Here is a 25,700-nt window from a genome sequence, read left to right as displayed (position 1 = left end):
CGTGATGATCAGAGTAGGAAAAGAGCCGGAACGTTACAGGGTAACATGCATGAGTCTCTTTCCCGACATCACCGAACTGCTGGCGCGTGCGCGGGCCGACCTGCGCATGGGCGTGCCTGTTGTGCTGACCGATGACAGCGGGTTCAGCGTTCTGGCGTTGGCCTCAGAGACACTTAGCCCGCAGCGTTTGGCTGATTTGCGGGGTTTGGGGGGCGAACCTGTTGTGGCGATCACCGTTCGGCGGGCCGAGACCTTGAAGGCGCGGGCCTATGACGGTGATCTGGCGCGGGTTCTGATCCCGGCGGATGTGGATCTGAGCTGGGTCCAGGCGGTGGCCGACCCCTCGGACGACCTGAACGCGCCGATGAAGGGCCCGCTGATGACCGAGCGGCAGGGCAATGCCAACCTTCACCGCATCGCCATTGCGCTGACGAAATCGGCGCGCCTGCTGCCTGCCGCTATCGTCGTGCCGATCGAAGACGGTCGGGCCTTTGCCACAACCCACGGCCTGACCTGCATCGATCACACAAGCGCGACGCCCCATCTGGCCGATCGCAGCACCCTGCATCCCGTGGTCGCCGCGCGCCTGCCAATGGAAGTGTCCGAGGCAGGCCGCTTGCACGTGTTTCGCCCCGAGGACGGGGGCGAGGAGCACTATGCCGTCGAAATCGGCCGCCCCGACCGTGACATGCCCGTTCTGGCCCGGCTGCATTCGGCCTGTTTCACCGGCGACCTGATGGGCAGCCTGAAATGCGATTGCGGGCCGCAGTTGCGCGGCGCTCTGGCCCAGATGGGGGCCGAGGGATCGGGCGTTCTGCTTTACCTCAACCAAGAGGGGCGCGGTATCGGGCTGGCCAACAAGATGCGCGCCTATTTCCTGCAGGATCAGGGCTTCGACACCGTCGAGGCCAACCATCGGCTGGGGTTCGAGGATGATGAGCGGGATTTCCGGCTGGGCTCGGACATCCTGAAATCTCTGGGCTTCGGCTCGGTGCGGCTGCTGACCAACAATCCGGCCAAGATCGCGATGATGGAGCGGACCGGGATCGCCGTGACCGAACGCGTGCCGCTGAAGGTGGGCGAAACCGATCACAATCGCGGATATCTGGCAACCAAGGTGGCCAAGTCGGGCCATCTGCTGTGACCCCCGGTGATCTGGTCCTGACACCGCGCGGTGTCCGGTTTCTGGGGCGCGTTTTCCCCTGCGCCATCGGTAAGGGAGGTCTAAGCCCCCAGAAGCGCGAAGGCGACGGTGCAACGCCGGTCGGAACCCATCATATTGTCGGGATGCTCTATCGCCCGGATCGCATGATCCGGCCAACGCCGTGGGCCCGCCCCATCGGGCCCGGCGATCTATGGTCCGATGATGTCCGGGACGGCGCGTATAACCATCTTGTCCGGGCGCCTTATGCCTTCAGCCATGAAAGGCTGCGCCGCGCCGATCCGCTTTATGATCTTGTGCTGATCACCGATTGGAACTGGCCGGACGCAACCCCCGGGCGCGGCTCTGCCATTTTCCTGCATCAATGGAGGCGGCCTCGTTATCCGACCGAAGGCTGCATCGCCTTTCGCCGTGATCACCTGAGGTGGATTGCTAAGCGCATCACCCCCGGCACACGCCTGACTATTCCCGAGGCCTGACGCGCGCACCGAAGATCGCCGACCCGACGCGAACATGGGTGGCCCCCAGCGCGATCGCGGTCTCGAAATCGCCGCTCATCCCCATCGACAGGCCGGTCAAACCGTTGCGCTCGGCAATCTTCGCCAGCAGGGCAAAATGCAGCGCCGGTTCTTCATCGACCGGCGGCAGGCACATCAACCCGCGCAGCGGCAAATCGAGGCCCCTGCATTCCGCAATGAAATCATCCGTTTCAGCCGGAAGAATCCCGGCCTTCTGCACCTCTTCGCCAGTGTTGACCTGAATGAACAGATCCGGGCAACCGCCGGTTTCCTGCGCCAAGCGGGCCAGCGTCCGCGCCAGTTTGGGGCGGTCGACCGAGTGGATGGCATCACACAACTCCATCGCCTGCCGCGCCTTGTTCGTCTGCAGCGGCCCGATCAGATGCAGATCGACACCGCCATACCGCTCGCGGAAGGTTGGCCACTTACCCGCGGCCTCTTGCACCCGGTTTTCGCCGAAACACCGATGGCCCTGCTGCAAAACGACTTCGACCCGGTCATCGGGCTGAACCTTGGACACCGCGATCAGAGAAACCGACCCTGCAGCGCGGCCCGCTTTGGCTTCGGCTTTGGCAATGCGGTCGGTGATTTCTTGCAGCGACATGGGGCCTCTCAACTATGGGATTCGCCGCAGGAAAACACCATGTCGGCACAAAAGAAAAGGGCAGGTCCAAAGACCTGCCCTTAAAACTTGGTGCTTCAGATCAACTTAGAAGTTGAAGTTGACACCGAAGTCTGCACGAACTTGGCCATCTTGGTCGCCAACTTCAGAGTTGCCAACGCCGCCTTTCAGCGAAACGCCGCCGCCCAGGTCGTAGATGGCACCGATGCCATACTGCTGGGTGTCGCCGTCAGCCGAACCGTCGCCGTATGCGGCCAGAACGGTCAGAGCCGAGTTCACGTTGTATGCAGCCGACAGACCCCATGCGGTACCGTCGGTTTCTTCACCGAAACGGTTCGCCGGAGTGTCTTCATCGTCAGCAACAAACGCGGTCACATTCCAATCACCAAAGTCTGCACCCAGGGTGAGGACCAGCAGGCTGGGGTCATCACTACCCGCAGCACCGTCGGTTTGACCATAGGCCAGAGCTGCAGTGATGTTGTTGAACGTGTAGGTCAAGCTAACATCCCACTGATCAGCACCGCTCAGGCCAGTCGAGGCATTGCCGTTCTGGTTGGTGTTCTGGTCATAGGATGCGCCAAAGGCGAAATCGCCAACAGCGTACTGGAAGAACACAGCATTTGCACCGCCACTGGTCGACGAGAATGCCAGGAATTCGTAGTTAACACCGGAGTACTGACCGATGAAGAATTCCAGACCGGGCTCGTTACCGTAGTAGTTTGCCAAGTTGTCGATGGCACCCGAAACGTTGCCCGCGTCAACACGCAGACCGCCGTAGATGGCCGAGAAACGTGCGCCGCTCAGTGCAGCCGAGCCAGCTTCACCGGTAGCTTGGCTTTCATCAGCCTGCAGACGAACACGAGCCGAGAACTCAACGCCGCCATCGGTTTCTGCGGTGCCGTCGATGTTCAGACGGAAGCGCGAGATCAGGATGGTATCGCTGACTTCAGGATCAGGGGTGGCAACTTGAGCACCGGTGTCGCGGTCTTCCAGGTAGCCGATACCAAAACGGCCATAGCCGCTGAATTTGATGTCGGCTGCTGCAACGCTTGCAGTTGCGAGCAACGCGGTCGTTGCGAAGAGAACTTTTTTCATCTTGTTTCCCTCGGTTTCAAAGATTTTTCTACTCGACACATGCAAAGCACGCGTCTCAGCACGGACACCGTTTCGCTCTTTTTGCCCCCATTGCGCAAGCTTGGCATAAACGCCCTGCCGTCATTCGGCCCAAATTGGTGCAAGGATGCCACAGTCGGAAATCGGCCGGATCGTGGGGTCCGCTCACGCCCATATGTAAAGAATAGGCTTGTTGCTGCACGGGTCCTTGTCTAGGAGTATCATCCGACAGTGCAAAACAAGTGATACGGGGCTTTTCGACAATGCGCCTGCTTACGATTCCGGGTTTGATCATGGTGATGGCCGCCGTCTCGGCCTGCGGGGGAAAGCCGCCCCCGGGCAATGCCAGTATCCTGACTGCCGATGGCAGTTCATCCGAAGAACGCGAACTGAACGATCCGAATCGCTCGTCGATCTGGGATGTCTTCGGCCCCGACACGTCGGAACAGGTCACGCAGGTGAATCGCTACCTGTGGTCGGCCTCTCTGGATGTGCTGAACTTTCTGCCTGTGCAAGAGGTCGATCCGTTTACCGGTGTTATCGTAACGGGTTACGGCACCCCGCCGGGCGGCGGACGCCAATACCGCGCCACCGTGCATATCAGCGACCCGGCGCTTGCCGCGCGGTCGCTGTCAGTATCGCTACAAACCAGCGGAGGCGGCGCAGTCAGCGCAGCAACCACTCGCGCGGTTGAGGATGCGATTCTGTCGCGCGCTCGCCAGCTACGGATTGCGGACAACAAGCTCTAGCCACCCGCCGAAAATCACAATATTACCACGCCGGGCTTTGACCCGGCGTTTTCATTCACGAAGGACCGCACGATGTCGCGCTACTCGGCCACCGAAATCGAAGCAAAATGGCAAGAGGCCTGGGATAAGGTCGGAATCTTCACTGCCGACCACAAGGCCGACAAGCCGAAATACTATGTGCTTGAGATGTTCCCGTACCCTTCGGGGCGCATCCACATGGGGCATGTGCGCAACTATACGATGGGTGACGTGATCGCACGGCACAAACTGGCGACAGGACATAACGTGTTGCATCCGATGGGCTGGGACGCGTTCGGGATGCCCGCAGAAAACGCTGCTATGGCGATTGGCGGCCACCCCAAAGACTGGACTTATGGCAACATCGCCGACATGCGCGGGCAGATGAAGCCGCTGGGTCTGTCGATCGACTGGTCCCGCGAATTCGCCACCTGCGACCCCGAGTATTACGGTCAGCAACAGGCTTTGTTCCTGGATATGCTCGAGGCCGGGCTCGTCTACCGCAAGAACGCCGTGGTGAACTGGGATCCGGTCGACATGACCGTTTTGGCCAATGAACAGGTGGAAAACGGGCGCGGATGGCGCTCAGGCGCGCTTGTGGAGCGGCGTGAGCTGACACAGTGGTTCTTCAAAATCTCGGATTATTCCGAGGAATTGCTCGACGCGCTGGATACACTGGACAACTGGCCCGCCAAAGTCCGCCTGATGCAGGAAAACTGGATCGGCAAGTCGCGCGGTTTGCAATTCGGCTTTGACCGTACCGATGGCGGTGAGCCGATCACCGTCTATACAACACGCCCCGATACGCTGCTGGGGGCATCTTTTGTCGGCATCTCGCCGGATCACCCGATTGCCAAACAGCTTGAGGTCGAAAACCCGGAAGTCGCTGATTTCGTTGCCCAATGCCGTAAGGGCGGCACCACAGAAGAGGCCATCGAAACGGCTGAAAAGCTGGGATATGACACCGGCATCCGGGTCAAACACCCGCTGGACCCGAACTGGGAACTGCCTGTCTGGATCGCAAACTTCATCCTGATGGATTACGGCACCGGCGCGATCTTCGCCTGTCCGGCGCATGATCAGCGTGACCTGGATTTCTGCCGCAAATACGGGTTGCCAGTGGTGGATACGTTCTTTGCACTCGATAATGACACCCCGGTCGACAAGATCGCATTCGTCCCGCCGAAAACCGAGAAGGTCCGCTGGGTCAACCATTTCGCGGGTCTGACCGAAGCGACCGGCGACGAGGCCATCAATGCCACCGTCGATTTCGCCGAAAAAGCCGGTTGGGGCGAAGGCGTCACCAAATACCGCCTGCGTGATTGGGGCCTGAGCCGCCAGCGCTACTGGGGCTGTCCGATTCCCGTCGTGCATTGCGACGCCTGCGGCGTGGTACCCGAGAAGAAAGAGAACCTGCCGGTCCGCCTGCCCGACGATGTGACCTTCGACAAACCCGGCAATCCGCTGGACCGTCACCCGACATGGCGCGACTGCGCCTGCCCGAAATGCGGTGCCCCGGCCAAGCGCGAAACCGACACGATGGACACGTTCGTCGATTCGTCATGGTATTTCGCCCGCTTCACCGCGCCACGCGCCGAAACGCCCACCGATCTGGCCGAGGCCGAATACTGGATGAATGTCGACCAGTATATCGGCGGAATCGAGCACGCGATTCTGCACCTGCTCTATTCCCGCTTCTTCGCCCGCGCGATGAACATCACCGGGCATCTGCCGAAGAAAGCCATCGAACCGTTCGATGCGCTGTTCACCCAAGGCATGGTGACGCACGAAATTTACCAGACCCGCGACGCCAATGGCCGCCCGGTCTATCACCTGCCCGAGGACGTTACCGACGGCAAACTGGCCGACGGCACCGAGGTCGAGATCATCCCCTCGGCCAAAATGTCGAAATCCAAGAAGAACGTGGTCGATCCGGTCAGCATTATCTCGGCGTTCGGCGCAGATACAGCGCGCTGGTTCGTTCTGTCAGATTCGCCGCCTGAACGGGATGTGGAATGGACAGCCTCCGGGGCCGAGGCCGCGTTCAAACACCTCAGCCGCGTGTACCGCATCGCGTCCGAGATTGCCGAATCGAGCGCGCCAGCCAATGCCGAGGATGAACCCCTGCTGCGCGAGATGCATAAGGCCATCCACGATGTGTCCGGGGGCGTCGAGTCCTTTGGCTTCAACGCGTCCATCGCCAAGCTTTATGCCTTCACCAACACGCTGGCCAAATCCAAGGCAGGCACGGACGCCAAGCGTCAAGCCGCCAAGACGCTGGCCCAACTGATGTCACCGATGACACCGCATCTGTCAGAAGAACTCTGGCAATTGCTGGGCGGCGAAGGTCTGGTCGCCACCGCCCCCTGGCCCATCGCGGATGAGGCGATGCTGGTCGATGACACTGTCACCCTGCCGATCCAGATCAACGGCAAGCGCCGCGCGGAAATCAGCGTCGCCAAGGATATGGACAAGGCAGAGGTTGAAAAAATCGCGCTCAGCACCGAAGCTGTGCAAAAGGCGCTGAACGGTGCCGCACCGAAGAAAGTGATTGTCGTACCGGGCCGGATCGTAAATGTCGTCGTTTGACCGCAGGACCCTGTTGTTGATGCCGCTGGCGCTGGCCGCCTGCGGCTTTCAGCCGGTCTATGCGCCCGGCGGATCGGGCGCGGCGCTTGACGGGAAGGTCGCAGTATCCGCCCCGAAGGACGTCGACAGTTTCCTGCTGGTTCAGAACCTTGAACGCCGATTGGGCCGCAGCGCCGCATCGGGCAGCGACTATGCGCTGGACGTACAGGTCTCGACCGTGACGCGGCGGGCGGCGATCACCACTACGAACGAAACCGACCGCTATACCATCGACGGCCGTGCCACCTATGCCCTGAAATCCAACAGCACCGGGCAGGTTCTGGCCTCGGGCTCGGTGACCGAGTTCGTCGGTTATTCGGCTGCGGGTTCGACCGTCTCGACACTGGCAGATGAGCGTGACGCGAAAGAACGGCTGATGGTGATCCTGTCTGATCAGATCGTGACCCGCCTTTACGCCACCCCGGGCCTGACCACATGAAACTGAACCCGCGCGAGGCCGAGGGCTATTTCGCCAAGCCGGACGCGGGCAAGACAGGCTTGCTGATCTACGGGGCCGACGCGATGCGCGTGGCGCTGAAGCGGCAACAGGTTCTGACGGCACTTCTGGGCCCCGGCGCGGAAGAAGAGATGCGCCTGACCCGCATCCCCGGAGGCGACCTGCGCGGCGACCCGGCGCTGTTGCTGGACGCAGTCAAGGCGGTGGGCTTTTTCCCCGGCCCGCGCGCAGTCTTTGTCGAAGACGCGACCGAAACCGCCGCCCCCGCGATCCTTGCCGCGCTGGAAGACTGGGCCGCAGGCGACGCGCAGATCATCGTCACGGCGGGGCAGCTCAAGCCCAGCTCAAAAATCCGCAAGGCGTTCGAGGCGCACCCGAACGGCTATGCGGTTGGCATCTATGACGATCCCCCCTCGCGGGCCGAGGTCGAGCGGATTGTATCGCAGGCCGGATTGCAGAACATCCCGCGCGATTCGATGTCGGCGCTCAGCGAGCTGGCTTTGTCTCTCAGTCCCGGAGATTTCACGCAAACGGTTGAAAAACTGGCGCTTTACAAGCGTGAGGATACGTCCGAGCTGAGCCTTGAGGATATCGAAGCCTGCGCCCCGCGCTCGACCGAGGCCGCGTTGGACGACGTGTTGAACGTGGTTGCCGAGGGCCGCGCCGGTGAGATTGGTCCGCTGATCCGGCGGCTACAGGCACAGGGCACCAATGGTGTGACGCTGTGCATCGGGGCGACCCGGCATTTCCGGACGCTTTATGCCTGCGCCTCCGATCCCGGCGGTGCCGCGCAGGGCATCGGCAAGCTGCGCCCCCCCGTCTATGGCAAACGGCGCGACCGCATCCTGCGACAGGCGCAGGGCTGGGATGCGGCCAAGCTGCAGACGGCGCTGACGGTGCTGACGGATACCGACCTGTCGCTGCGGTCCGCCGGTCAGACCGCGCCTGCCATCGCGCTGGTTGAACGGGCGATGATCCGTCTGGCGATGCTGGCACGCTCAGGCTGAGCGCGCGTCCAGCCAAGCCGCCGCCGACCGTCCGGCCCAACGACCCGTGGCCAGACAGGCGGTCAGCAGATAGCCGCCGGTCGGGGCTTCCCAGTCCAGCATCTCTCCGGCGCAGAACACTCCGGGCATCGCATTTAGCATCAGGTGGTCGTTCATGGCGCTGCGGGACACGCCGCCTGCGGTCGAGATCGCCTCGTCCATTGGCCGCAGCCCTGCGTGTCGGATCAGCAGGTGTTTCAATGTCGTGATCCAATCAGCTTGGGTCAACGTCTGGCCCTTGGTCATCTCGTGAAACAGCGCAATTTTCTGCGGCGGCAGGCGCAGAGCGTTCTTCAACCAATGCGACAGGGTCGCCTTGGGCTTTTTTGCTGCCAGACGGGCCTGCAACGTCTCAACCGTGACATCCGGGACCAGATCGACGAACAACGGCGCGGCATCCCGCAGAGCGGGTGTCAGCGAATATACGCCGCCGCCTTCCAGACCCTTGGTCGAAATCGTGGCCTCACCCCGGCCGGTCAAATCACCGGCCATCCAACGCACCGATTTCAGCGCGGCCCCGAAATGGGGCTGCATGTAGGGGCTCCAATCCACCGACAACGCCGAATTCGACGGCGCAAAGGGGGCCAGATCGACGCCCTTGTCCTGCAGGGTCGCGGCCCATGCGCCATCTGATCCCAACCGCGCCCAGCTGGCCCCACCCAGTGCCAATATCGTAGTGTCTGGATTAAGCGCCTGCGCGCCATCCGGCGTGTCAAACACCAGCGCGCCCTCTTGCCAACCGACCCAGCGCCAGCGGGTGCGAATCTGCACACCGCCCACCTCCAGCCGCGCCAGCCACGCGCGCAGAAGAGGTGACGCCTTCATCGCCTTGGGAAACACGCGGCCCGTCGAGCCGGTGAACATCTCCTGCCCCAGATCCTGCGCCCACGCGGTCACCGCCTGCGCATCAAACGCGCGGATCATGGGGTGCAGCCACGCCCCGGCCTCACCATAGGCGGTCATCAACGTGTCAAAGGGCTCATCATTCGTCAGATTCAACCCTGACTTGCCCGCCATCAGGAACTTGCGCGCGACCGAGGGCTTTGCGTCGGCCACCAGCACCTGATGCCCGGCGCTGGCCAGTTGCTCAGCCGCCATCAGCCCCGCCGGGCCCGCACCGATCACCACTGCTTGCGCCATTGCGCCCCTCTTGCCCTGCCCGCGCATCGGCGCGAGATTATACATATGGCGAACCCTGATCCGATCTGCCCGCTCTGCGACCGCCCGATCCCCGATGGGGGCGGCAGCCTGCACCATCTGATCCCAAAACTCAAAGGAGGCAAGGGCGGGCCGACCGTCCTGCTACATCAGATCTGCCACAAAGAGGTGCACGCGACCCTGTCCGAGGCCGAACTGGCGCGCAGTTTCAACTCGGTCGAGGCCCTGCGCGCGCATCCGAGGCTTGAAAAATTCCTGATCTGGGTCCGCAAACGCCCGCCCGGATTTCGCTCCAAAGTGCCCGGCAAACGGCGGGGGCGCTGATCAGGCAGGCAACAGCGGATCGCCGAAAGCGTCTTGTTGTTCGGCCTCCAGCCCCTCGATTTCGATCCCAAGATAGTCCGGAACCGGCGCGAATTGCGCCCCGGCGATGTGCTGAAACTCAAGCGTCGTGTACGGGCGTTTCCACAGCCATTCGCGGTTTTCCACGGCCCAAAGATCCGGGTTGGGCGGGGTCTCATCCGAAAAGGCATAGAAATGCAGGTCGAACCCGTAGGGCGCGACATCCTGCATCGACAGCAGACCCATCCCTAGACTACGGCAAAGCGCATCCTCAGCCGCGATATCACCGGTGCGCAGGGTGATCTGACCGATACAGGCATCCGCAAACGGCGCATCGGCTTTTGCGGCGCCCGCGGGCCGACTGCCTTCGAAATCATGTTGCAGCAATTCGATTGAAAAGCCTTCGGGATCGCTCAGATGACACATATAGCCGATGTCCAGAAACTGACGCGGATCGCTGACCGCAACGCCCCTTTGGCGCAAGTGCGTGGCAGCCAGATCCACGTCCGGCAGAGTGATCCCCATCTTCCAATACCGTTGCCCACGATCAGACGCATAGCCACCGCCGCCCGGGGTCAACAAAAGCGCAGCCCCCTGCCCCGGATAGCTCAGGCGACGATTGGCCCCTTCGACCTGAACGGACATACCAAGGGCATCGCGATAAAACGCGGCGAGTCGGTCCGGATCAGCCACCCGCAAATGTAACGCAGCAATCCTCATGGGCAGAGCCCCGCGATCCCTGCTGCAATCGCGGGGTCGGCGGCCACGGAATCGGCCACCAGTTCGCGGGCCGTTGGCATCAGCTGGTCAGGCTCAACCACCCGATCCACCAGCCCGAATGCATAAGCCTCGTCGGCGGTGATCTTCTGCCCCGCCATCAGAATCAGCTTGGTCCGCGCCGGCCCGATCAGCGCCGCCATGCGTTTCGGATCAGAAGGTTGCGGCAGGAATCCCAGCTTCATCACCGGATAGAAGAACTTGGCCGAGGGCACCGCGATGCGCAGGTCGCAGGCCAAAACCATCCCATTCGCCCCTCCGGCCAGAGTGCCATTCAGCGCAGCGACCGTCAGGCAGGGCAGCGCTGCGATGGCGGCTGACAAACGCTCCCACAGATCAGAAGTGGCGAGCCCGGCGCGCGCCTCGTCCAGATCGGCACCGGCGCTGAACACGCGGCCCGCGCCGGTCAGGATCAGGGCGCGGGCTTCAGTGGCGGCCTCGGCAATGCGCAGCAACTCGGCCAACATCGCGCCCGTCAGCGCGTTGGCCTTGTCGGGGTTGTTCAGCGTAACGGTCCACAGACCATCCTCTTGCGTCAGGTCAATCACGTAAGGCCGATCCTGTTGCGGATATCTTCATTGCGCAGCGAGATCTCGGTGCCCTGAAACTCATCCGCATCCGCCGAGCACATCCACAACAGCGCCCGCGCGGGCCAGTCGGCGGGGATGTGATCGTCCCAGTCCAGCTGGCTGACCGGGTTGATGCCGCTGGCCTTGATCACCCGCTGCATATCCGTGGCCACTGTCCCCGGCGACAGGCCCATGGCACGGATACCATGATGCGCCTCTTCCAGATGCAGGCATTCGGTCAGCATCTTGGCCCCGGCCTTGGACGCGCAATAATGGCTCCACGCTTCAACCGGGTTCGAGGCGGCCCCGGATGAGACGGTCAGCACCGTACCGCCGCCCGCCGCGCGCATGATGGGCAGGGCAGCGCGCATTCCGTAGAACACGCCCTTGAGGTTGATGTCGATTGCCATGCTCCATGACGCGACATCGGCGTTGGACATATGGAAGATCGGATCGATAACGCCCGCGTTGCCCACCAGCACATCCAGCGACCCGAACCGGTCGACGCAATCGGCCACCACCTGTTCCACCTGCGCAAAATCGCTGACGTCACAGGCCAGCGCGATTGCGTTGTCGCCAAGTGCGGCCGCCAAAGCCTCGATCTGATCGCGGCTGCGCGCGACCAGCACCACATTCGCCCCGGCTGCGGCAAATACGCGCCCGGCTTCGGCGCCGATACCCCGGCTGGCCCCTGTGATCAGTACGGTTTTCCCTTGCATCTGCATCGCTTAAACCCCTGTGTCTGAATTTGAATAAAGTCGTACAGCGGAAATGGGGAATTGGTCCACCCCTTGCCCCTTGACGCTGACCGCCGCAGGCACGACGATGCCCGCAAAATTGATCAAGAAGGGTTCTCTTATGACTGTTTTCCTTCGCCGGAGCTGCGGCGCGGCACTGGCCTATGCCGTTGCAACTCAGGGCGCGTTTGCCGATATCACCGCCGCCGATGTCTGGGCCGACTGGCAGGCCTATCTGGGCGGCATGGGTTATGAGGTGACCGGCGACCAGAGCACATCTGGCGAAGTCACCACCATCGCGAACATGACCATGGGCATGGCGCTGCCAGACGCCGAAGGTCAGTTCAACATGACCATCCCTCAGATGACCCTGACCGAGAATGGCGATGGCACCGTCAATATCGGCTTCCCCGACAGCTTCCCGGTGTCGATTTCGGGCGAAGCCGATGGTGAGGCGTTCTCGGCCGAGCTGCTTTACACGCAGGACGCGCTGGACATGGTCGTGTCCGGCACGCCCGAAGAGATGACCTATGACTACACCGCGAACAGCCTGACGCTTGGGCTGGATTCGATGAAGTTCGGCGAGGAAACCGTGTCGAAGGACATGCTGGCGCTGAATGTTCACATGGACACGGTCGCAGGCTCGTCGCAGATGAAAATCGGCGAGATGCGCGACATCGCCCAGCAGTTCACCGCAAGCAAGCTGACCTATGACCTGGCCTTCGACGAGCCCGACAGCGATGATACCGGTCGCATCAGCGGCAAGCTGAACGATCTGAGTTTTGACGGCGACACGGTCATCCCGCCCGGCTTTGACGTGGCCAACGTGCAGGACATTTATGGCGCGGGCTTCGCCGCGTCGGGCACGTTCACCTATGGCTCGGGCAACACCGAAGTGGCCGGAACCGCCGAGGGTGAGGCGTTTTCGATGAGCAGCAGTTCCGAAGGTGGCAAATTCACCGGCAGCATCGATGCCGAGCGCCTTGTCTATGACCTTGTGCAGAACAGCTCGAAACTGGCCGTTACGACGGCGGACCTGCCCTTCCCCATCGAGATCTCGATGGCCAGCGCTGGATTGAAGCTTGAGGTGCCGGTGCAGGCATCGGAAGAAATCCAGCCCTTCGGCTTTGGCATGAACCTGACCGATTTCACCATGTCCGACGTGTTGTGGAGCCTGTTCGATCCCGCAGGTGCCCTGCCCCGCGATCCGGCGACCATCGCGCTGGATGCCACCGGCACAGCCAAGGTTCTGGTCGATTTCATGGACCCAGAGGCGGTGGAAGAACTGGAAACCTCGGACGCCACACCCGGTGAGCTGCATTCGCTGAAGATCAACGAACTACTGGTCTCGCTGGTCGGTGCCGAATTGACCGGCGATGGTGATTTCAAGTTCGACAATTCCAACACCGAGGCCTTTGATGGCCTGCCCGCCCCTTCGGGTGTCGCCAATCTGAAGCTGGTGGGCGCAAACGCCCTGCTGGATAAGCTGATCGGCATGGGCTTTGTCTCGGAAAACGACGCGCTGGGGGCCCGGATGATGATGGGTCTGATGGCAGTACCGGGCGAAGAACCCGATACGCTGAACTCGACCATCGAGTTTACCGAAGACGGCCAGATTCTCGCCAACGGACAGCGGATCAAGTGACGCACACTCTGGGGCGGGCCGCAGCGACGGCCTGCCCCACCCAAGGCGGGCCGCTGAAATGGACCGCAGCCCTTGCGGCACACACGCTCCGAGGCTAGGTCAAAGGCATCAAGACCCCCGGAGGCCTCATGAACAGAACACCCCAAGACATCAGCCACGATCTGCTGGACGCTGCCCGCAAAGCCGGAGCCGAGGCGGCGGATGCCATTGTTATCGATGGTTCATCCGTGTCGGTCGAAGTGCGCGGCGGTGCGCTGGAACATGCGGAGCGGTCCGAGGCGACCGATCTGGGGCTGCGCATCTTTCTGGGGAAACGTCAGGCGATTGTCTCAAGCTCCGACAGCCGCCCCGAGACACTGGCTGCGATGGCCGAACGCGCCGTCGCCATGGCCCGCGAAGCGCCCGAGGACCCGTTCACCGGCCTTGCCGATCCCGATCAGCTGATCACCAGCTGGGACATGGACGCGCTTGAGCTATTCGATCCGACCCCCGAGCCCAGCGCCGATGCGCTGATGCAAGATGCTCTGGCCGCCGAGGCTGCGGCGCTTGGGGTTGATGGGGTTAGTCAGGTCTCGGACGCGGCGGCGGCTTATGGCACCCATCGCGTGCATTTGGCCGCGACCAACGGCTTTTCCGGGGGGTATGCCCGCAGCAGCCGGTCGACCTCATGCGTGGCCATCTCGGGCGAAGGCACGGGGATGGAGCGGGACTATGACGGCGACAGCCGCAGCTACCAGTCTGACCTGCGCAGCCCGTTCGAGATCGGTCGCACCGCCGGGGAACGCGCCGTTTCACTTGTCGGCGCGCGCAAACCGCAGACCGGCAGCTTTCCAGTTCTGTTCGACGAACGCATTTCCTCGTCGCTGATCGGGCATCTGCTGGCCGCCAGCAACGGGGCCGCCATCGCGCGCGGGGCCTCGTGGTTGAAGGAAAGCCTCGGCGAACAAGTGCTGCCCGCGCATCTGTCCCTGATCGAAGACCCGCACCGCCCCCGCATTTCAGGCTCGCGCCCGTTTGACGCCGAAGGTCTGGCGACCGGGCGCCGGGCCATCGTGGAAGACGGCGTTCTGACCGGCTGGACTCTGGACCTGCCCAGCGCCCGCAAGCTGGGGATGACTTCGACCGGCAACGCGGCGCGCGGGGTGTCCGGCCCACCGTCGCCCAGCAACTGGAACCTCAGCCTGACGCAAGGCGCACACAGCCGCGCCGACCTGCTGCGCGACATGGGGACCGGGCTGCTGGTGACATCGATGATCGGGTCGACCATCAACCCCAATACCGGCGACTATTCCCGTGGGGCCTCGGGCTTTTGGGTGGAAAACGGCGAGATCACGCATCCGGTCAACGAATGCACCATCGCGGGCAATCTGCGGGACATGCTGATGCGGATCGTGCCGGCCAACGATGCGCGACCCTACCTGTCGCGCGTTGTGCCCTCGTTGCTGATCGAAGGGATGACACTTGCCGGCAACTGACCTGTCCTTGCTGATCGACGCCGCACTTGAGGCCGGAAAGATCGCCACACGCTATACCGGCCCGCAGGCTCAGCGTTGGGACAAGCCCGACGGCGCGGGGCCGGTGACCGAGGCCGATCTGGCCGTCAACGCCATGCTGGAACGCGACCTGCAGGCGGCGCGGCCCGACTATGGCTGGCTCAGCGAAGAGACCGAGGATACCGACGACCGCCTGTCCCGCGACCGCGTGTTCATCATCGACCCGATCGACGGCACCCGCAGCTTTGCCGAAGGCTCGCGCACATGGGCGCATTCGCTGGCCATCGCCGAACGGGGCGAGGTCACGGCCGCCGTCATCTACCTGCCGCTGCGCGATCTGCTTTATGCGGCCGCGCGTGGACAAGGGGCCACCTTGAACGGAACCCCGATCCGGGCCTCGGGCCAGACCGATCTGTCCGAGGCCGAGATACTTGCGGCAAAACCCAATCTCAAAGCGCATCACTGGCTGGCAGGCGAACCGCCCGCGTTTCAACGTGTCTATCGCCCCTCGCTGGCCTATCGCATGGCGCTGGTGGCCCAAGGACGTTTCGACGGGATGCTGACCCTGCGACCCAGCTGGGAGTGGGATATCGCCGCCGGAGACCTGATCCTGCGCGAAGCGGGCGGGCTGTGCACCGACCGCATGGGCCTGCCGCTGCGCTTCAACAATGTCCATCCGCGCCTTGACGGGGTTGTTGCCGCGGGGCCTACCCTGCACACGATGCTGCAAACGCGCCTCGATCCCGGTAGCGCGGGCATCCCGGCATGAGCAAGCCGCGATCTCTGAGCCTCGCGGCCTATCGGGTCCTGTCCTGGGGCGTTCCACAAGGGGCCCAGCGCCCGGACGCCCCCCGGCCCGAAGGCGAAGTGCTGTGGGTCCATGTCAGCACACCCGACCGGCTGCGGGCGGTCGATGATTTCTGCCGCCGCCTGCTGCCCACCCGCCCGGGCCTGTCGCTGTTGCTGACCGCACCGCCGGATGCCGATCTGTCCGTGTGGGACGGCTGTTCAGGGCCGATCACCAAACTGCCCACCGAACAGGCCGGAGCCGCCCGCAGCTTTCTGGAACACTGGCGTCCCGACATGGGTCTGTGGTTCGGCGGCGGGCTGATGCCCAACATCATCACGCGCGCGCAGGAACGGGGTGTACCCATGATCCTGACCGAGGCCGTGGTCGACGTGAAAACAGCCCCCGGCGGGCGATGGCTGCCCGATATCACGCGGTACACGCTGGAATGTTTCACCTCGATCCTTGCCACAAATGACGATATCGCGCGCCAGATTCGGCGGCTGGGCGTCACCTCGTCCAAGGTGTCGGTCGCGCCTGCGCTGCATCTCAGCCCCAATCCCCGGCCCTGGCCCGAGGACGAGTTGATCGAAACCAACCACGCACTGGCCGGACGCCCGGTCTGGCTGGCCGCCTGGGTGCAGGACAAGGAGTTCATCTCGGTCCTCAGCGCCCACCGTCAGGCGCTGCGGATGCTGCCGCGGCTGGCTTTGGTTCTGCATGTGGCAGATATGTCCGAAGCCGCCCCGCTGTATAAACGGCTCGAGGCGATGGACCTGCGCTGTGCAAATTGGGACGAAGGCCACCCGATCGAGGACACCACGCAGGTCATTCTGTCGGCCATGCCCGAAGATCTGGGCTTGTGGCACCGGGTTTCGGCGGTGACATTCATGGGCAGCACGCTGGAACGGGGCGCGGGCGGATATGATCCGCTGATCGCCGTTGCCCTTGGATCGGCTGTGATCCATGGCCCGCATGTCAGCCGGCACCGCGCGGTCTATGACAAGCTGGATCACGCACGCGCCGCGCTGACCGTCAAATCCGCCACCGAACTGGGCGACAGCGTTGTCGAGCTTCTGGCCCCGGATCGCACCGCCGATATGGCGCTGGCGGGGTGGCAGATCGTGACCGAGGGCGCCCCGCAGGCCGATCGGCTGATCGAGATGGTGCAGGACACGTTGGACCAGCGGAGGGCACCCGATGCGCGCACCTGAATTCTGGAACACCGCACCGGACCAGTTGGACCTGCGCGCCCGGCTTCTGGCCCCTCTGGGCCGGATCTATGCAGCGGCCACCGCGCGCCGGATGGCGGGCGGTGGTGGCATCACCCCCGGCGTGCCGGTCATCTGCATCGGCAACCTCAACGCGGGCGGCACCGGCAAGACGCCCACCGTGATCTGGATGCTCGAACATCTGCGCGACCGCTGGCACCGTCCACACGTTGTCACCCGCGGCCATGGTGGTTCGCTGGAAGGGCCGGTGCAGGTCGACCCCGGAAAGCACACCGCCGCGCAGGTGGGCGATGAACCCCTGCTGCTGGCCGCCTTCGCAGATGTCTGGGTCGCCAAGGACCGCGCCGCCGGGGCCCGGGCCGCAGCGGCAGGCGGGGCGACGGTCATCGTTCTGGATGACGGGTTTCAGAACCCGGCGGTGACCAAGGACTTCTCGATCATTGTGGTCGATGCCGCGCGCGGCTTCGGCAACGGGCTGTGCCTGCCCGCAGGCCCCCTGCGCGAACCCGTCGCCGCTGGTCTCAAACGCGCCGATCTGGTGTTGTCCCTCGGGCCCGCCGAGGCGCAGGATGCGTTCTCGGACCGCTGGGGTCCCGCGCTCGGCCTGCCCCGGGCCCAGGGCGAGGTCCGCCCGCTGCAAACCGGCATGGATTGGAGCGATACCCCGGTTCTGGCCTTCGCCGGGATCGGCCACCCCGAGAAATTCTTTGCCACCCTGCGCCAGCAAGGCGCCACGCTGTTGCGGGCCGAGGCACTGGACGATCACCAGCCGCTGACCACAGCCCTGATGACCCGGCTGGAAAACGACGCCCGCGCGATGGGCGCGCAGATGGTCACGACCGAAAAAGATGCGGTGCGCCTGCCTGCGGCCTTCCGCAGCAAGGTACTTACGCTTCCGGTGCGCTTGCAGATCGATCAGGATGACGAGATCACAGAGATGTTGGCGCGGGTTGCGCCATCTCCGTAAAGCGAGGGCCAGCCCGGCAGAGGGCTGGCCGCGCGGACCTTAGCTGCCCAGTTCCGCTTCGATCAGTTTCTTGAAGTGGTCATAAGACTGGTTGTCGACCTTCTTGCCGTTCACGATGAAAGACGGCGTTGCCTGAATCCCGTCACGCTCGGCGTTTTCCTGATACCAGGCCACCAGCGTCTGCGCGCGGGTGCCGTCCTGCAGACATGCTTCAAGCTGGTCGTTGTCGATCCCGGCCAAACGTCCGATCTTGCGCAGCTCGTCCACGATCTCGGCAGGGCCGCCGGCGCGGGTCCATTCGGACTGGCCGTCATAGATCAGATCGGTGATGCCAAAGAACTTGTCGGGCCCCGCGCACCGCGCCACCATCGAGGCCCACAGGCCATAGCGGTCGAAATAGACCTCACGATAGGTGAACTTGACCTTGCCGGTGTCGATGAACTCCTCCTTGAGCTGCTTGTACGGCCCCATGTGGAAATTCGCGCAATGCGGGCAGGTGTATGACGCATATTCGATGATCTCGACGGGTGCGTCCTCGGCCCCCTGCACCATCTCGACGATGGTCGAAGTGTCCAGCTCGGCCTCTTGCGCCTGAGCGCTGCCAACCAGAGGGTTGGCGGTGTTCGATTGTGCCAGCCAGTAACCACCAGCGGCCACGGCGACGGCCGTGCAGATTACGGTTGCGATACGGCTCATTCCTCAGCCCTTTCTCAGCTTTTGTGTTTGGATAAAACGTTGCGGCCCAGACGTTCAAGGGCCGCGCGCAAATCCGCGTCGTGAACATCGCGCGACACTTTGTCTGCCTCGGCGACGATTTCGGGTGCAATGCTGGGTTTCGCCTGCTTCGGCTTGTGGTCGAAACTGGCCTGCCCCTCGGCAAATCCGGTCGGAGCGGTCTGGGTAATACGGATGCGGCTGATGGCGTTGAAGCCGTAAACGGCGTTCACTTTGCCGCGCAGCTGTTCCTTCTGCATCTCAAGCATCGGGGCCTGCGGCCCGGTGGTCAGCACCGTCAGCGTGGCCCCGAATCCGCCCTTGCCATAGCCTACGTTCACAGGCCGGGCGATGGCGGCGATGTCCTGCCCCACGATCTCGGCCCAATGGGTCAACAGACGCGACACGGCGAACCCCCGGCTTTCCCCGGCGCGCCTGATCTGGTCGTTCAGCAAGGTCGCGGTGCGTTTGAACCCGCGGGTCGAGGACCGTTTGCGCTGCATCTGGTTTCCAACTCCTGTCCCGCTATTGTAATGGGCAACAGGCAGGGTGCCAGCGAAACCCGACAGAGAGATGCATAAAACTTGCGTGACTTTGGTGACATTGATGTGAGCGGTGTTTTGTTGGGCTGGTATGACCGCCACGCCCGCACGATGCCGTGGCGGGTAGCGCCCATGGATCGCGCCGCAGGCGTGCGGCCGGACCCCTATCGCGTCTGGCTGTCCGAGGTGATGTTGCAACAGACCACCGTGGCCGCCGTGCGCGATTATTTCATGCGGTTCACGGCGCGCTGGCCGGATGTTGCCGCGCTCGCCGCCGCGCCGGATGATCAGGTCATGGGCGAATGGGCCGGTCTGGGCTATTACGCCCGCGCCCGCAACCTGCTGAAATGCGCCCGCGTAGTGGCGCAGGAGCACGCGGGGCAGTTCCCCGACAGCTATGAGGCGCTGCTGAAACTGCCCGGCATCGGGCCCTATACCGCCGCCGCGATCTCGGCCATCGCCTTTGACCGGCCCGAGACGGTTCTGGACGGCAATGTCGAACGCGTCATGTCGCGGCTCTATGACATTCACGATCCGTTGCCCGGCTCGAAACCTCTGCTCAAAGAGAAGGCCGCCGGTCTGACACCCGCTAAGCGCCCCGGAGATTACGCGCAGGCCGTGATGGATCTGGGGGCCACAATCTGCACACCGAAATCCCCGGCCTGCGGGCTTTGCCCGCTGCGCGACCCCTGTCTGGCGCGTATTGCGGGAACGCAGGCCGATCTGCCCCGCAAGACGCCGAAACAGCCCAAACCCACCCGTTTGGGGCATGTCTACATCGCCCGGCGCGCGGACGGGGCGATGCTGCTGCAGCGCCGCCCCGACAAGGGGCTGCTGGGCGGGATGCTGGGCTGGCCCAGCTCTGATTGGTCCGACGCGCCGGACCCCGCGCCACCCTTTGCGGCGGATTGGCAGGCCCTGCCCGGCGAGGTGCGGCACACTTTCACTCATTTCCACCTGATCCTGCGCCTCTGGACCGCCGAGCTACCGGGCGGATTGACGCCCGAGAACCTGACCATCATCGACAAACACGCCTTTCGCCCCAGCGACTTGCCGACCGTGATGCGCAAGGCCTATGACCTGTGGCGCGGCCAATAGCCCGATGGGCAAATCCCGCGCGCGGGGCTAGCTTGCCCGCACCCGTCCCCGGAGCACCCCAATGATCGCAAACACCACCCTGTCCCGTTGGCAATCGGCCCTGCCGTTCTGGATTTCCTATCTGCTGGTCCCGCTGATCTGGGCCACCTCGGCCGCCGGGGGATGGTGGGTTCTGCTGGTGCCGCTTTCGACATGGTGGGCCTTTGCCGCGCTCGACCGTCTGACGGGCCTGAACCTTGAAAACGCAGACCCAGAGACGCCAGACACCGACCTGCGCTGGTACATCCTGCTGACCAAGCTCTGGGCCCCGGTGCAGTTCTTCACGCTCTACGGGCTGATCTGGTACGTGACCCGGGCCGATACGTTTTCGAGTGCCGAAAAGATCGGCATCTTCTTCGGCATGGGCGTGATCTCGGGCACCATCGGCATCAACTACAGCCATGAGCTGATGCATCAGACTGGCCGGTTCGAGCGTTGGCTGGGCGATGTCCTGCTGGCCATGGTGCTGTATTCCCATTTCCGGTCCGAGCATCTGCTGGTCCACCACCGCTATGTCGGCACGCCCCGCGATCCGGTGACGGCGCGCTATAGCGAGGGGTTCCACCGCTTCTATCCCCGCGTCCTGCGTCAAAGCCTGCGCTCGGCCTTCCGCGCCGAGGCCGACAAGCTGGCCCGCAAAGACCGCCCCTGGACCGACCGCGCAAACCCGTTCTGGCGGTACTGGGCGCTGCAAGGGGCCATGCTGCTGCTGGCGTTTCTGATCGGAGGCTGGTCCGGGCTGGGCCTGTTCATGCTGCAGGCCGGGGTGGCGATCTGGCAGCTGGAACTGGTCAATTATATCGAACATTACGGGCTGACGCGCAAATATCTGGGCGATGGCAAATATGAACACGTCCGGCCGTGCCATTCGTGGAACGCGTCGCAAAAGGCCTCGAACTGGCTGCTGATCAATCTGCAGCGCCACTCGGACCATCACTACAAGCCGAACCGCCGCTTTCCCCTGTTGCAACACCACGCACAGGACGCCGCACCGCAACTGCCCTATGGCTATCCGGTCATGACCATAGCCGCGATGATCCCGCCGCTGTGGCGCCGCGTGATGAACCCCCGGGTTCGCGCATGGCGGCGGCAATATTACCCCGAAATCACCGACTGGAAGCCCTATAACAAAGCGCTGAATCCCCAACCCGCGTGACCCGCAGCGCGCGTGCGCGCTGCCCGGCCCAACCGGAGGTGCTGCATCTTTGATGCTGCGCCGACAGGCGGGAGCCGCCTACAGCACCCAGATATCCATCGGCTCGGCCACCCCGCGCACCGTTTGCCCGGCCTTGGCGGCAAACCCCGACATCAGACCCTTGGCATCCGTCTCCTCCTGCTGAACCTGCGCCCGCACCGCCTCGCTGATGACAACGCGGGCGCTGAAGTCGCGGGTCAGCGCCTCTAGCTTGGCGGCGACATTGACCGCATCGCCGATCACCGCAAATTCCAACCGGTTCGCACCAATATCCCCCAGAACAACCGGCCCGTAATGCACCCCGATGCCCACGTGAATCTCGGGCTCGCCTGCGCGCCGACGCTCTAGGTTCCAACGATCGATCACCTCGACCATCGCCCGCGCGCAGCCCAGCGCGTTGCTGGCATCCAAGGGCGTTGGCACCGGCGTACCGAAGGTCGCCATCAGCCCGTCGCCCAGATATTTGTCCAGCGTGCCGTGATGGCGAAACACCTCTGTTTCCATCCGCGCGTGAAACCCGCGCAGCACCTCGATCACCTCATAGGGATCGCGCCCGGCCGCAAAGCGGGTAAAGCCCACGATGTCGATGAACAGAACCGCCACATCCTCTTTGCGGACCTGTTTGAGCGGTTCGTCATTCTGGCTCAGCTCATCCACCACATTGGGCGAGAAATACCGCGACAGGTTGGCCCGCTCCCGCTCGAGCCCGGCATTGGTCATCAGCAGATGGTTCAGCCGCCGCATCGACACGCCCAACGTCACCGCGACCATCATGAAGACGATAACCTGCTGGATGCGCAGCGATGGCTCAAAACTGTTCGGATCCATCAGTTCGGCCACGTCGGGATAGCCTGACAGAGCCTCGGCCACCCGTTCGCTGATCCCCGGGATCGGGGTGGCGATCCACCAGGCGACGACCCAGCCGACGGTCCACATCATCGCCGTCCAGGACCCGATTGCAACGACGGTGCGCCACGAATAGGCAAGCGTACCGGCGGCCAGAATGATGAAGAAATACTGAAAGTTATCAAAGTGATACTGCATCGCCAACGGGCGCACATCATCGCTGAACGGGTTCGGCACAATCATGCCCAGCGTCATGATCAGCAGATCAACGAAGATCAGCAACAGCTCGGTCCGCGACTGCCCCACGCGCCCCGCCCGACGGATCAGCCAGCCATTGGCGCAGATCAGCAGCAGGATGAAGTGATACCACAGCACCTCGGGGTGCGGATTCAGGAAGATCAGCAACACACCGGTCAGGCCCATGGCGATCCAGCGGGCGCGCACCGCCAGCTCCAGCCCTTCCCGCTTGTGACGCTCCAGCGCGGCTTCGGTGTATTTATTGTCCAGATCGTACGTGTCGGGCTGGGTGAACGAGAACCGTTCGCGGCGGGATGGGGCGGTGGTGTCGGTCATGATCTCGGGCTCCGTGGGGGCAAGCCCATGCAATCATTCCTGACGCCAAAACAAAAGACCCCGCCGGAGACGGCGGGGCAAGGCGTAGTGCCTTGTGTCAGGCCACAGGCACCGGCGGTATTCAGTTGTGCATCTCTGCCCGGATCTGCTGGCGCAGAACGTCGATGGGCACGGTCTTGCCATCGCGCTTGAAGCACCAATAGGTCCAGCCGTTGCAGGACGGTGCGTTTTCCAGATGCGCCCCCACCTGATGGATCGAGCCCTTGACGTTGTCGCCCACCAGAGTCCCATCAGCGCGCACCTTGGCCTTGTGGCGCTGGTTCATGGAATAAAGTTCCTCACCCGGACGTAGCATCCCGCGTTCAACCAGTTGACCAAAGGGCACACGCGGCTCGGCGCGTTTGCTGGCGCTGACCTCCAGCGCCTCACGGTCGAATTTGCGGACCTTGGCGATGCGCTTCTCGGCCACCTTGCGATAGCTTTCTTCGCGCTCGATCCCGATGAACTCACGCCCCAGCATCTTGGCCACGGCCCCGGTCGTACCAGTGCCAAAGAAGGGGTCCAGCACCACGTCGCCGGGATTGGTCGAGCCGATCAGAACCCGATGCAACAGCGATTCCGGCTTCTGCGTCGGATGCGCCTTGTCGCCGTTTTCATCTTTCAGACGTTCATGCCCGGTGCAGATCGGCAGCACCCAGTCGCTGCGCATCTGCACGCCTTCGTTCAGGGCCTTCAGCGCCTCGTAATTGAACGTGTATTTCGCCCCTTCGCGCTTGCTGGCCCAGATCATCGTCTCATGCGCGTTGGTGAAGCGCTTGCCCCGGAAATTCGGCATCGGGTTCGACTTGCGCCACACCACGTCGTTCAGAATCCAGTAGCCCGCATCCTGCAGCGCCGAGCCCACACGGAAGATGTTGTGATAAGATCCGATCACCCAGATCGCACCATTGGGTTTCAGCAGACGATGCGCCGCCTTCAGCCACTCGCGGGTGAACTGGTCATAGGCACCAAAGCTGGAAAACTGATCCCAGTGATCATCGACCGCATCGACCTGAGAATTGTCGGGCCGATGCAGCTGCCCTTTCAGCTGCAGATTATACGGCGGGTCCGCAAAGATCAGATCAACCGACGCCTCGGGCAGACTGTTCATCACATCGATGCAATCCCCGGATAGAATCGTGTTTAAAGGGAGCGCTTTTGCGCCCTTTTTGGTGGTCGTAGTCATATCACTGCCTCAAGTGTCCACGGCGCTTTTGCGCTCATTTGGTTGAGACAAGGATGATTCAAACCTGATTCGTCGTCAAATTCTTTTTTGAATCAGCGACTTACGATTTACTCTTGATACAAGATATTGTGGACCGGCTTGAACGAACGTCTATGGTGTGGGGTCACGCCAAGATTTCGCAGCGCCTCGCGATGCTGTTTCGTCGGATAACCTGCATTTGCCTCCCACCCATAGCCGGGATGCTGTTGCGCCAAATCCACCATCACCCGATCGCGCCAGGTTTTTGCAACGATCGAGGCCGCTGCAATCGACACCGACCGCGCGTCGCCTTTGACCACCGCTTGCGAGGGCAGCTTCATCCCCCGAGGGATCATATTTCCGTCAATCAGCAGAAAGTCGGGGGCCGGGTCCAGCGCCGCAACCGCGCGCAGCATCGCCAGATGCGAGGCGCGCAGGATATTGTGTTCGTCAATCTCGGCCACCGTTGCCTCGGCCACCGCCACCTGGGCCCGGTCGCGCAACGCCGCGTCCAACGCATCGCGGCGCTTGGCGGTCAGCTTCTTGGAATCGTTCAGACCTTCGGGAATATCCTCGGGATTCAGAACGACCGCAGCAGCCACCACCGGCCCGGCCAGCGGGCCGCGCCCAACCTCATCCACCCCGGCGATCCGCAGGTAACCGCGCGCCAGCAGGGCCTGTTCAAGTTCGAAATCAGGTGTCGACATGCATCTGGCAAACCGCGTTTCTTGGCCGGGCGCAAGACAAAAGAAGAGGGCAGCTTGCGCCACCCTCTTCCAGCGCGGCGCTTCTGTGGCGCCACTCCTGCTCGAAACCGGTTACTGGTAAACGACACGGTATCCTTTCTGGCGCAGGCAGGCGGGTTCGTATGCCCGTTTTACCTTTTTGCCATTCCAGAAACCAACCTTGCATTGGTGAGGCAGGCTATTGGCATATTTGTAATGCTTCTTGAGGCAGCTCGGCCCAAGCAGCGGATGTCTTTTCGAATAGGCATCATAGGTCCGCAGGCAACGTTGCGGCAGATTGTAACGCGCGACGCGATTGGGCAGCGGGCGCACATGCGGCTTATGCACCTTCTTCTTGGCGTGCTTTTGCTTGTGCTTATGACGCTTCTTCTCTTCTTCGCGCTTTTCATCCTGATAGTGATGTACCGCCGCACCCAGAATCGCGAGCGCGGCAAGCCCGCCCAGGATATCCCGTGTGTCCGCCGCCCGCGCCTGAGACGCGGATATGCCCGTGATGGCGACGGCGGTGGCGACGATCAGAGCGATGAATTTGCGATGCATGATGCGTGTCCTTTCGGATGATGGGCAGGCCCGGATCGGACCGCGTATGTGATGCCCCGACCCTGCGATCACCCCGCTCAGACAAGCAATAACGGCACAATGTTATCGAATATCGGGGCTGCAAAGCCCTTGTGGTTATTGAAT

General features: G+C 62.9%; 26 protein-coding genes. 14 read left to right on the top strand and 12 right to left on the bottom strand.

Annotated elements, in window-relative coordinates:
- Positions 1-49: 49 nt before the first annotated feature.
- On the top strand, positions 50-1,144 hold the full coding sequence (gene ribA, locus ACR1XV_RS09350) for a GTP cyclohydrolase II (RefSeq protein WP_480530562.1): 1,095 nt from the start codon (positions 50-52) through the stop codon (positions 1,142-1,144).
- The gene (locus ACR1XV_RS09345; RefSeq protein WP_480530560.1) at positions 1,141-1,641 is read left to right on the top strand and encodes a L,D-transpeptidase family protein; all 501 of its coding nucleotides are present in this window, start codon (positions 1,141-1,143) and stop codon (positions 1,639-1,641) included. Before ribA ends, ACR1XV_RS09345 begins: the two co-directional genes overlap by 4 nt.
- Here ACR1XV_RS09345 and ACR1XV_RS09340 read toward each other — a convergent pair.
- Positions 1,625-2,284 (bottom strand): YggS family pyridoxal phosphate-dependent enzyme, encoded by a 660-nt coding sequence (locus tag ACR1XV_RS09340; protein ID WP_480530558.1) that lies wholly within the window; start codon positions 2,282-2,284, stop codon positions 1,625-1,627. The two genes, ACR1XV_RS09345 and ACR1XV_RS09340, sit on opposite strands and share 17 nt — an antisense overlap.
- A 105-nt stretch (positions 2,285-2,389) precedes the next feature.
- Positions 2,390-3,397, bottom strand: a complete 1,008-nt coding sequence (locus ACR1XV_RS09335) for a porin (RefSeq protein WP_480530556.1) — start codon at positions 3,395-3,397, stop codon at positions 2,390-2,392.
- Positions 3,398-3,678: 281 nt separating this feature from the next.
- Between ACR1XV_RS09335 and ACR1XV_RS09330 the strand changes: the two genes are divergently transcribed.
- The 4 genes from ACR1XV_RS09330 (at position 3,679) to holA (ending at position 8,274) form a co-directional block, all read left to right on the top strand.
- Positions 3,679-4,164 (top strand): DUF3576 domain-containing protein, encoded by a 486-nt coding sequence (locus ACR1XV_RS09330; protein ID WP_480530554.1) that lies wholly within the window; start codon positions 3,679-3,681, stop codon positions 4,162-4,164.
- A gap of 72 nt (positions 4,165-4,236) precedes the next feature.
- Positions 4,237-6,771: a leucine--tRNA ligase gene (leuS, locus tag ACR1XV_RS09325; protein ID WP_480530552.1), complete on the top strand. Its 2,535-nt coding sequence runs from the start codon at positions 4,237-4,239 to the stop codon at positions 6,769-6,771.
- Positions 6,758-7,249, top strand: coding sequence for an LPS assembly lipoprotein LptE (lptE, locus tag ACR1XV_RS09320; protein WP_480530550.1), 492 nt, complete (start codon positions 6,758-6,760; stop codon positions 7,247-7,249). Before leuS ends, lptE begins: the two co-directional genes overlap by 14 nt.
- On the top strand, positions 7,246-8,274 hold the full coding sequence (gene holA / locus ACR1XV_RS09315; protein WP_480530548.1) for a DNA polymerase III subunit delta: 1,029 nt from the start codon (positions 7,246-7,248) through the stop codon (positions 8,272-8,274). The genes lptE and holA overlap by 4 nt, the downstream gene beginning before the upstream one ends.
- On the opposite strand, the gene ACR1XV_RS09310 is transcribed toward holA, so the two are convergent.
- The gene (locus tag ACR1XV_RS09310; RefSeq protein WP_480530688.1) at positions 8,266-9,453 is read right to left on the bottom strand and encodes a TIGR03862 family flavoprotein; all 1,188 of its coding nucleotides are present in this window, start codon (positions 9,451-9,453) and stop codon (positions 8,266-8,268) included. The two genes, holA and ACR1XV_RS09310, sit on opposite strands and share 9 nt — an antisense overlap.
- 45 nt (positions 9,454-9,498) lie before the next feature.
- Here ACR1XV_RS09310 and ACR1XV_RS09305 point away from each other — a divergent pair, with 45 nt between their 5' ends.
- Positions 9,499-9,795: an HNH endonuclease gene (locus ACR1XV_RS09305; RefSeq protein ID WP_480530546.1), complete on the top strand. Its 297-nt coding sequence runs from the start codon at positions 9,499-9,501 to the stop codon at positions 9,793-9,795.
- Here ACR1XV_RS09305 and ACR1XV_RS09300 read toward each other — a convergent pair whose 3' ends face one another.
- Genes ACR1XV_RS09300 through ACR1XV_RS09290 form a run of 3 tightly spaced genes read right to left on the bottom strand, consistent with a single transcriptional unit; the run spans position 9,796 to position 11,884 of the window.
- Entirely contained in the window at positions 9,796-10,533 is a 738-nt protein-coding gene (locus ACR1XV_RS09300; protein WP_480530544.1) for a VOC family protein, read from the bottom strand. It abuts the gene before it with no gap.
- The gene (locus ACR1XV_RS09295) at positions 10,530-11,138 is read right to left on the bottom strand and encodes an enoyl-CoA hydratase/isomerase family protein (protein ID WP_480530542.1); all 609 of its coding nucleotides are present in this window, start codon (positions 11,136-11,138) and stop codon (positions 10,530-10,532) included. Before ACR1XV_RS09295 ends, ACR1XV_RS09300 begins: the two co-directional genes overlap by 4 nt.
- Positions 11,135-11,884 carry an SDR family oxidoreductase gene (locus ACR1XV_RS09290; protein ID WP_480530540.1) on the bottom strand — a complete coding sequence of 250 codons (750 nt, stop codon included), beginning with the start codon at positions 11,882-11,884 and terminating at the stop codon, positions 11,135-11,137. The genes ACR1XV_RS09295 and ACR1XV_RS09290 overlap by 4 nt, the downstream gene beginning before the upstream one ends.
- Positions 11,885-12,017: 133 nt before the next feature.
- Between ACR1XV_RS09290 and ACR1XV_RS09285 the strand changes: the two genes are divergently transcribed.
- From ACR1XV_RS09285 to lpxK, 5 genes are all read left to right on the top strand, one after another.
- Positions 12,018-13,541: a DUF2125 domain-containing protein gene (locus ACR1XV_RS09285; protein WP_480530538.1), complete on the top strand. Its 1,524-nt coding sequence runs from the start codon at positions 12,018-12,020 to the stop codon at positions 13,539-13,541.
- A 128-nt stretch (positions 13,542-13,669) separates the two neighbouring features.
- Positions 13,670-15,016, top strand: coding sequence for a TldD/PmbA family protein (locus ACR1XV_RS09280; protein WP_480530536.1), 1,347 nt, complete (start codon positions 13,670-13,672; stop codon positions 15,014-15,016).
- Positions 15,003-15,803 carry an inositol monophosphatase family protein gene (locus tag ACR1XV_RS09275; RefSeq protein WP_480530534.1) on the top strand — a complete coding sequence of 267 codons (801 nt, stop codon included), beginning with the start codon at positions 15,003-15,005 and terminating at the stop codon, positions 15,801-15,803. The genes ACR1XV_RS09280 and ACR1XV_RS09275 overlap by 14 nt, the downstream gene beginning before the upstream one ends.
- Positions 15,800-17,035, top strand: a complete 1,236-nt coding sequence (locus tag ACR1XV_RS09270) for a 3-deoxy-D-manno-octulosonic acid transferase (RefSeq protein ID WP_480530532.1) — start codon at positions 15,800-15,802, stop codon at positions 17,033-17,035. Before ACR1XV_RS09275 ends, ACR1XV_RS09270 begins: the two co-directional genes overlap by 4 nt.
- Positions 17,022-18,020, top strand: a complete 999-nt coding sequence (gene lpxK, locus ACR1XV_RS09265; RefSeq protein ID WP_480530530.1) for a tetraacyldisaccharide 4'-kinase — start codon at positions 17,022-17,024, stop codon at positions 18,018-18,020. Before ACR1XV_RS09270 ends, lpxK begins: the two co-directional genes overlap by 14 nt.
- Before the next feature lie 39 nt (positions 18,021-18,059).
- Here the strand turns inward: lpxK and ACR1XV_RS09260 are convergent, their stop codons facing one another.
- The gene (locus ACR1XV_RS09260; protein WP_480530528.1) at positions 18,060-18,716 is read right to left on the bottom strand and encodes a DsbA family protein; all 657 of its coding nucleotides are present in this window, start codon (positions 18,714-18,716) and stop codon (positions 18,060-18,062) included.
- Positions 18,717-18,730: 14 nt separating this feature from the next.
- The gene (locus ACR1XV_RS09255; RefSeq protein ID WP_480530526.1) at positions 18,731-19,237 is read right to left on the bottom strand and encodes a DUF721 domain-containing protein; all 507 of its coding nucleotides are present in this window, start codon (positions 19,235-19,237) and stop codon (positions 18,731-18,733) included.
- Positions 19,238-19,318: 81 nt separating this feature from the next.
- Between ACR1XV_RS09255 and mutY the strand changes: the two genes are divergently transcribed.
- Complete coding sequence (gene mutY / locus ACR1XV_RS09250) at positions 19,319-20,374, top strand: A/G-specific adenine glycosylase (RefSeq protein WP_480530524.1); 1,056 nt, start codon at positions 19,319-19,321, stop codon at positions 20,372-20,374.
- A 61-nt stretch (positions 20,375-20,435) separates the two neighbouring features.
- Positions 20,436-21,569: an alkane 1-monooxygenase gene (locus ACR1XV_RS09245; RefSeq protein ID WP_480530522.1), complete on the top strand. Its 1,134-nt coding sequence runs from the start codon at positions 20,436-20,438 to the stop codon at positions 21,567-21,569.
- A gap of 78 nt (positions 21,570-21,647) precedes the next feature.
- Here the strand turns inward: ACR1XV_RS09245 and ACR1XV_RS09240 are convergent, their stop codons facing one another.
- From ACR1XV_RS09240 to ACR1XV_RS09225, 4 genes are all read right to left on the bottom strand, one after another.
- A complete protein-coding gene (locus ACR1XV_RS09240; RefSeq protein WP_480530520.1) occupies positions 21,648-23,027 on the bottom strand; it encodes an adenylate/guanylate cyclase domain-containing protein in 1,380 nt (459 codons plus the stop codon).
- A gap of 121 nt (positions 23,028-23,148) precedes the next feature.
- Complete coding sequence (locus ACR1XV_RS09235) at positions 23,149-24,252, bottom strand: DNA methyltransferase (RefSeq protein WP_480530518.1); 1,104 nt, start codon at positions 24,250-24,252, stop codon at positions 23,149-23,151.
- Positions 24,253-24,359: 107 nt separating this feature from the next.
- The gene (locus tag ACR1XV_RS09230) at positions 24,360-24,977 is read right to left on the bottom strand and encodes a ribonuclease HII (protein WP_480530516.1); all 618 of its coding nucleotides are present in this window, start codon (positions 24,975-24,977) and stop codon (positions 24,360-24,362) included.
- 111 nt (positions 24,978-25,088) lie between these two features.
- Positions 25,089-25,556 carry a hypothetical protein gene (locus ACR1XV_RS09225; RefSeq protein ID WP_480530514.1) on the bottom strand — a complete coding sequence of 156 codons (468 nt, stop codon included), beginning with the start codon at positions 25,554-25,556 and terminating at the stop codon, positions 25,089-25,091.
- Positions 25,557-25,700: the final 144 nt, after the last annotated feature.

The organism is Ruegeria sp. AD2(2025) (assembly GCF_056542385.1).
This window is presented reverse-complemented; position numbering and strand designations above follow the sequence as displayed.

Bases quoted from the DNA above. Each gene is read 5' to 3' on its own strand.
- ribA (WP_480530562.1), top strand. From the start codon at position 50: ATGAGTCTCTTTCCCGACATCACCGAACTGCTGGCGCGTGCGCGGGCC.
- ACR1XV_RS09340 (WP_480530558.1), bottom strand. From the start codon at position 2,284: ATGTCGCTGCAAGAAATCACCGACCGCATTGCCAAAGCCGAAGCCAAA.
- ACR1XV_RS09335 (WP_480530556.1), bottom strand. From the start codon at position 3,397: ATGAAAAAAGTTCTCTTCGCAACGACCGCGTTGCTCGCAACTGCAAGC.
- ACR1XV_RS09330 (WP_480530554.1), top strand. From the start codon at position 3,679: ATGCGCCTGCTTACGATTCCGGGTTTGATCATGGTGATGGCCGCCGTC.
- leuS (WP_480530552.1), top strand. From the start codon at position 4,237: ATGTCGCGCTACTCGGCCACCGAAATCGAAGCAAAATGGCAAGAGGCC.
- lptE (WP_480530550.1), top strand. From the start codon at position 6,758: ATGTCGTCGTTTGACCGCAGGACCCTGTTGTTGATGCCGCTGGCGCTG.
- holA (WP_480530548.1), top strand. From the start codon at position 7,246: ATGAAACTGAACCCGCGCGAGGCCGAGGGCTATTTCGCCAAGCCGGAC.
- ACR1XV_RS09310 (WP_480530688.1), bottom strand. From the start codon at position 9,453: ATGGCGCAAGCAGTGGTGATCGGTGCGGGCCCGGCGGGGCTGATGGCG.
- ACR1XV_RS09305 (WP_480530546.1), top strand. From the start codon at position 9,499: ATGGCGAACCCTGATCCGATCTGCCCGCTCTGCGACCGCCCGATCCCC.
- ACR1XV_RS09300 (WP_480530544.1), bottom strand. From the start codon at position 10,533: ATGAGGATTGCTGCGTTACATTTGCGGGTGGCTGATCCGGACCGACTC.
- ACR1XV_RS09290 (WP_480530540.1), bottom strand. From the start codon at position 11,884: ATGCAGATGCAAGGGAAAACCGTACTGATCACAGGGGCCAGCCGGGGT.
- ACR1XV_RS09285 (WP_480530538.1), top strand. From the start codon at position 12,018: ATGACTGTTTTCCTTCGCCGGAGCTGCGGCGCGGCACTGGCCTATGCC.
- ACR1XV_RS09280 (WP_480530536.1), top strand. From the start codon at position 13,670: ATGAACAGAACACCCCAAGACATCAGCCACGATCTGCTGGACGCTGCC.
- ACR1XV_RS09270 (WP_480530532.1), top strand. From the start codon at position 15,800: ATGAGCAAGCCGCGATCTCTGAGCCTCGCGGCCTATCGGGTCCTGTCC.
- lpxK (WP_480530530.1), top strand. From the start codon at position 17,022: ATGCGCGCACCTGAATTCTGGAACACCGCACCGGACCAGTTGGACCTG.
- ACR1XV_RS09260 (WP_480530528.1), bottom strand. From the start codon at position 18,716: ATGAGCCGTATCGCAACCGTAATCTGCACGGCCGTCGCCGTGGCCGCT.
- ACR1XV_RS09255 (WP_480530526.1), bottom strand. From the start codon at position 19,237: ATGCAGCGCAAACGGTCCTCGACCCGCGGGTTCAAACGCACCGCGACC.
- ACR1XV_RS09245 (WP_480530522.1), top strand. From the start codon at position 20,436: ATGATCGCAAACACCACCCTGTCCCGTTGGCAATCGGCCCTGCCGTTC.
- ACR1XV_RS09240 (WP_480530520.1), bottom strand. From the start codon at position 23,027: ATGACCGACACCACCGCCCCATCCCGCCGCGAACGGTTCTCGTTCACC.
- ACR1XV_RS09235 (WP_480530518.1), bottom strand. From the start codon at position 24,252: ATGACTACGACCACCAAAAAGGGCGCAAAAGCGCTCCCTTTAAACACG.
- ACR1XV_RS09230 (WP_480530516.1), bottom strand. From the start codon at position 24,977: ATGTCGACACCTGATTTCGAACTTGAACAGGCCCTGCTGGCGCGCGGT.
- ACR1XV_RS09225 (WP_480530514.1), bottom strand. From the start codon at position 25,556: ATGCATCGCAAATTCATCGCTCTGATCGTCGCCACCGCCGTCGCCATC.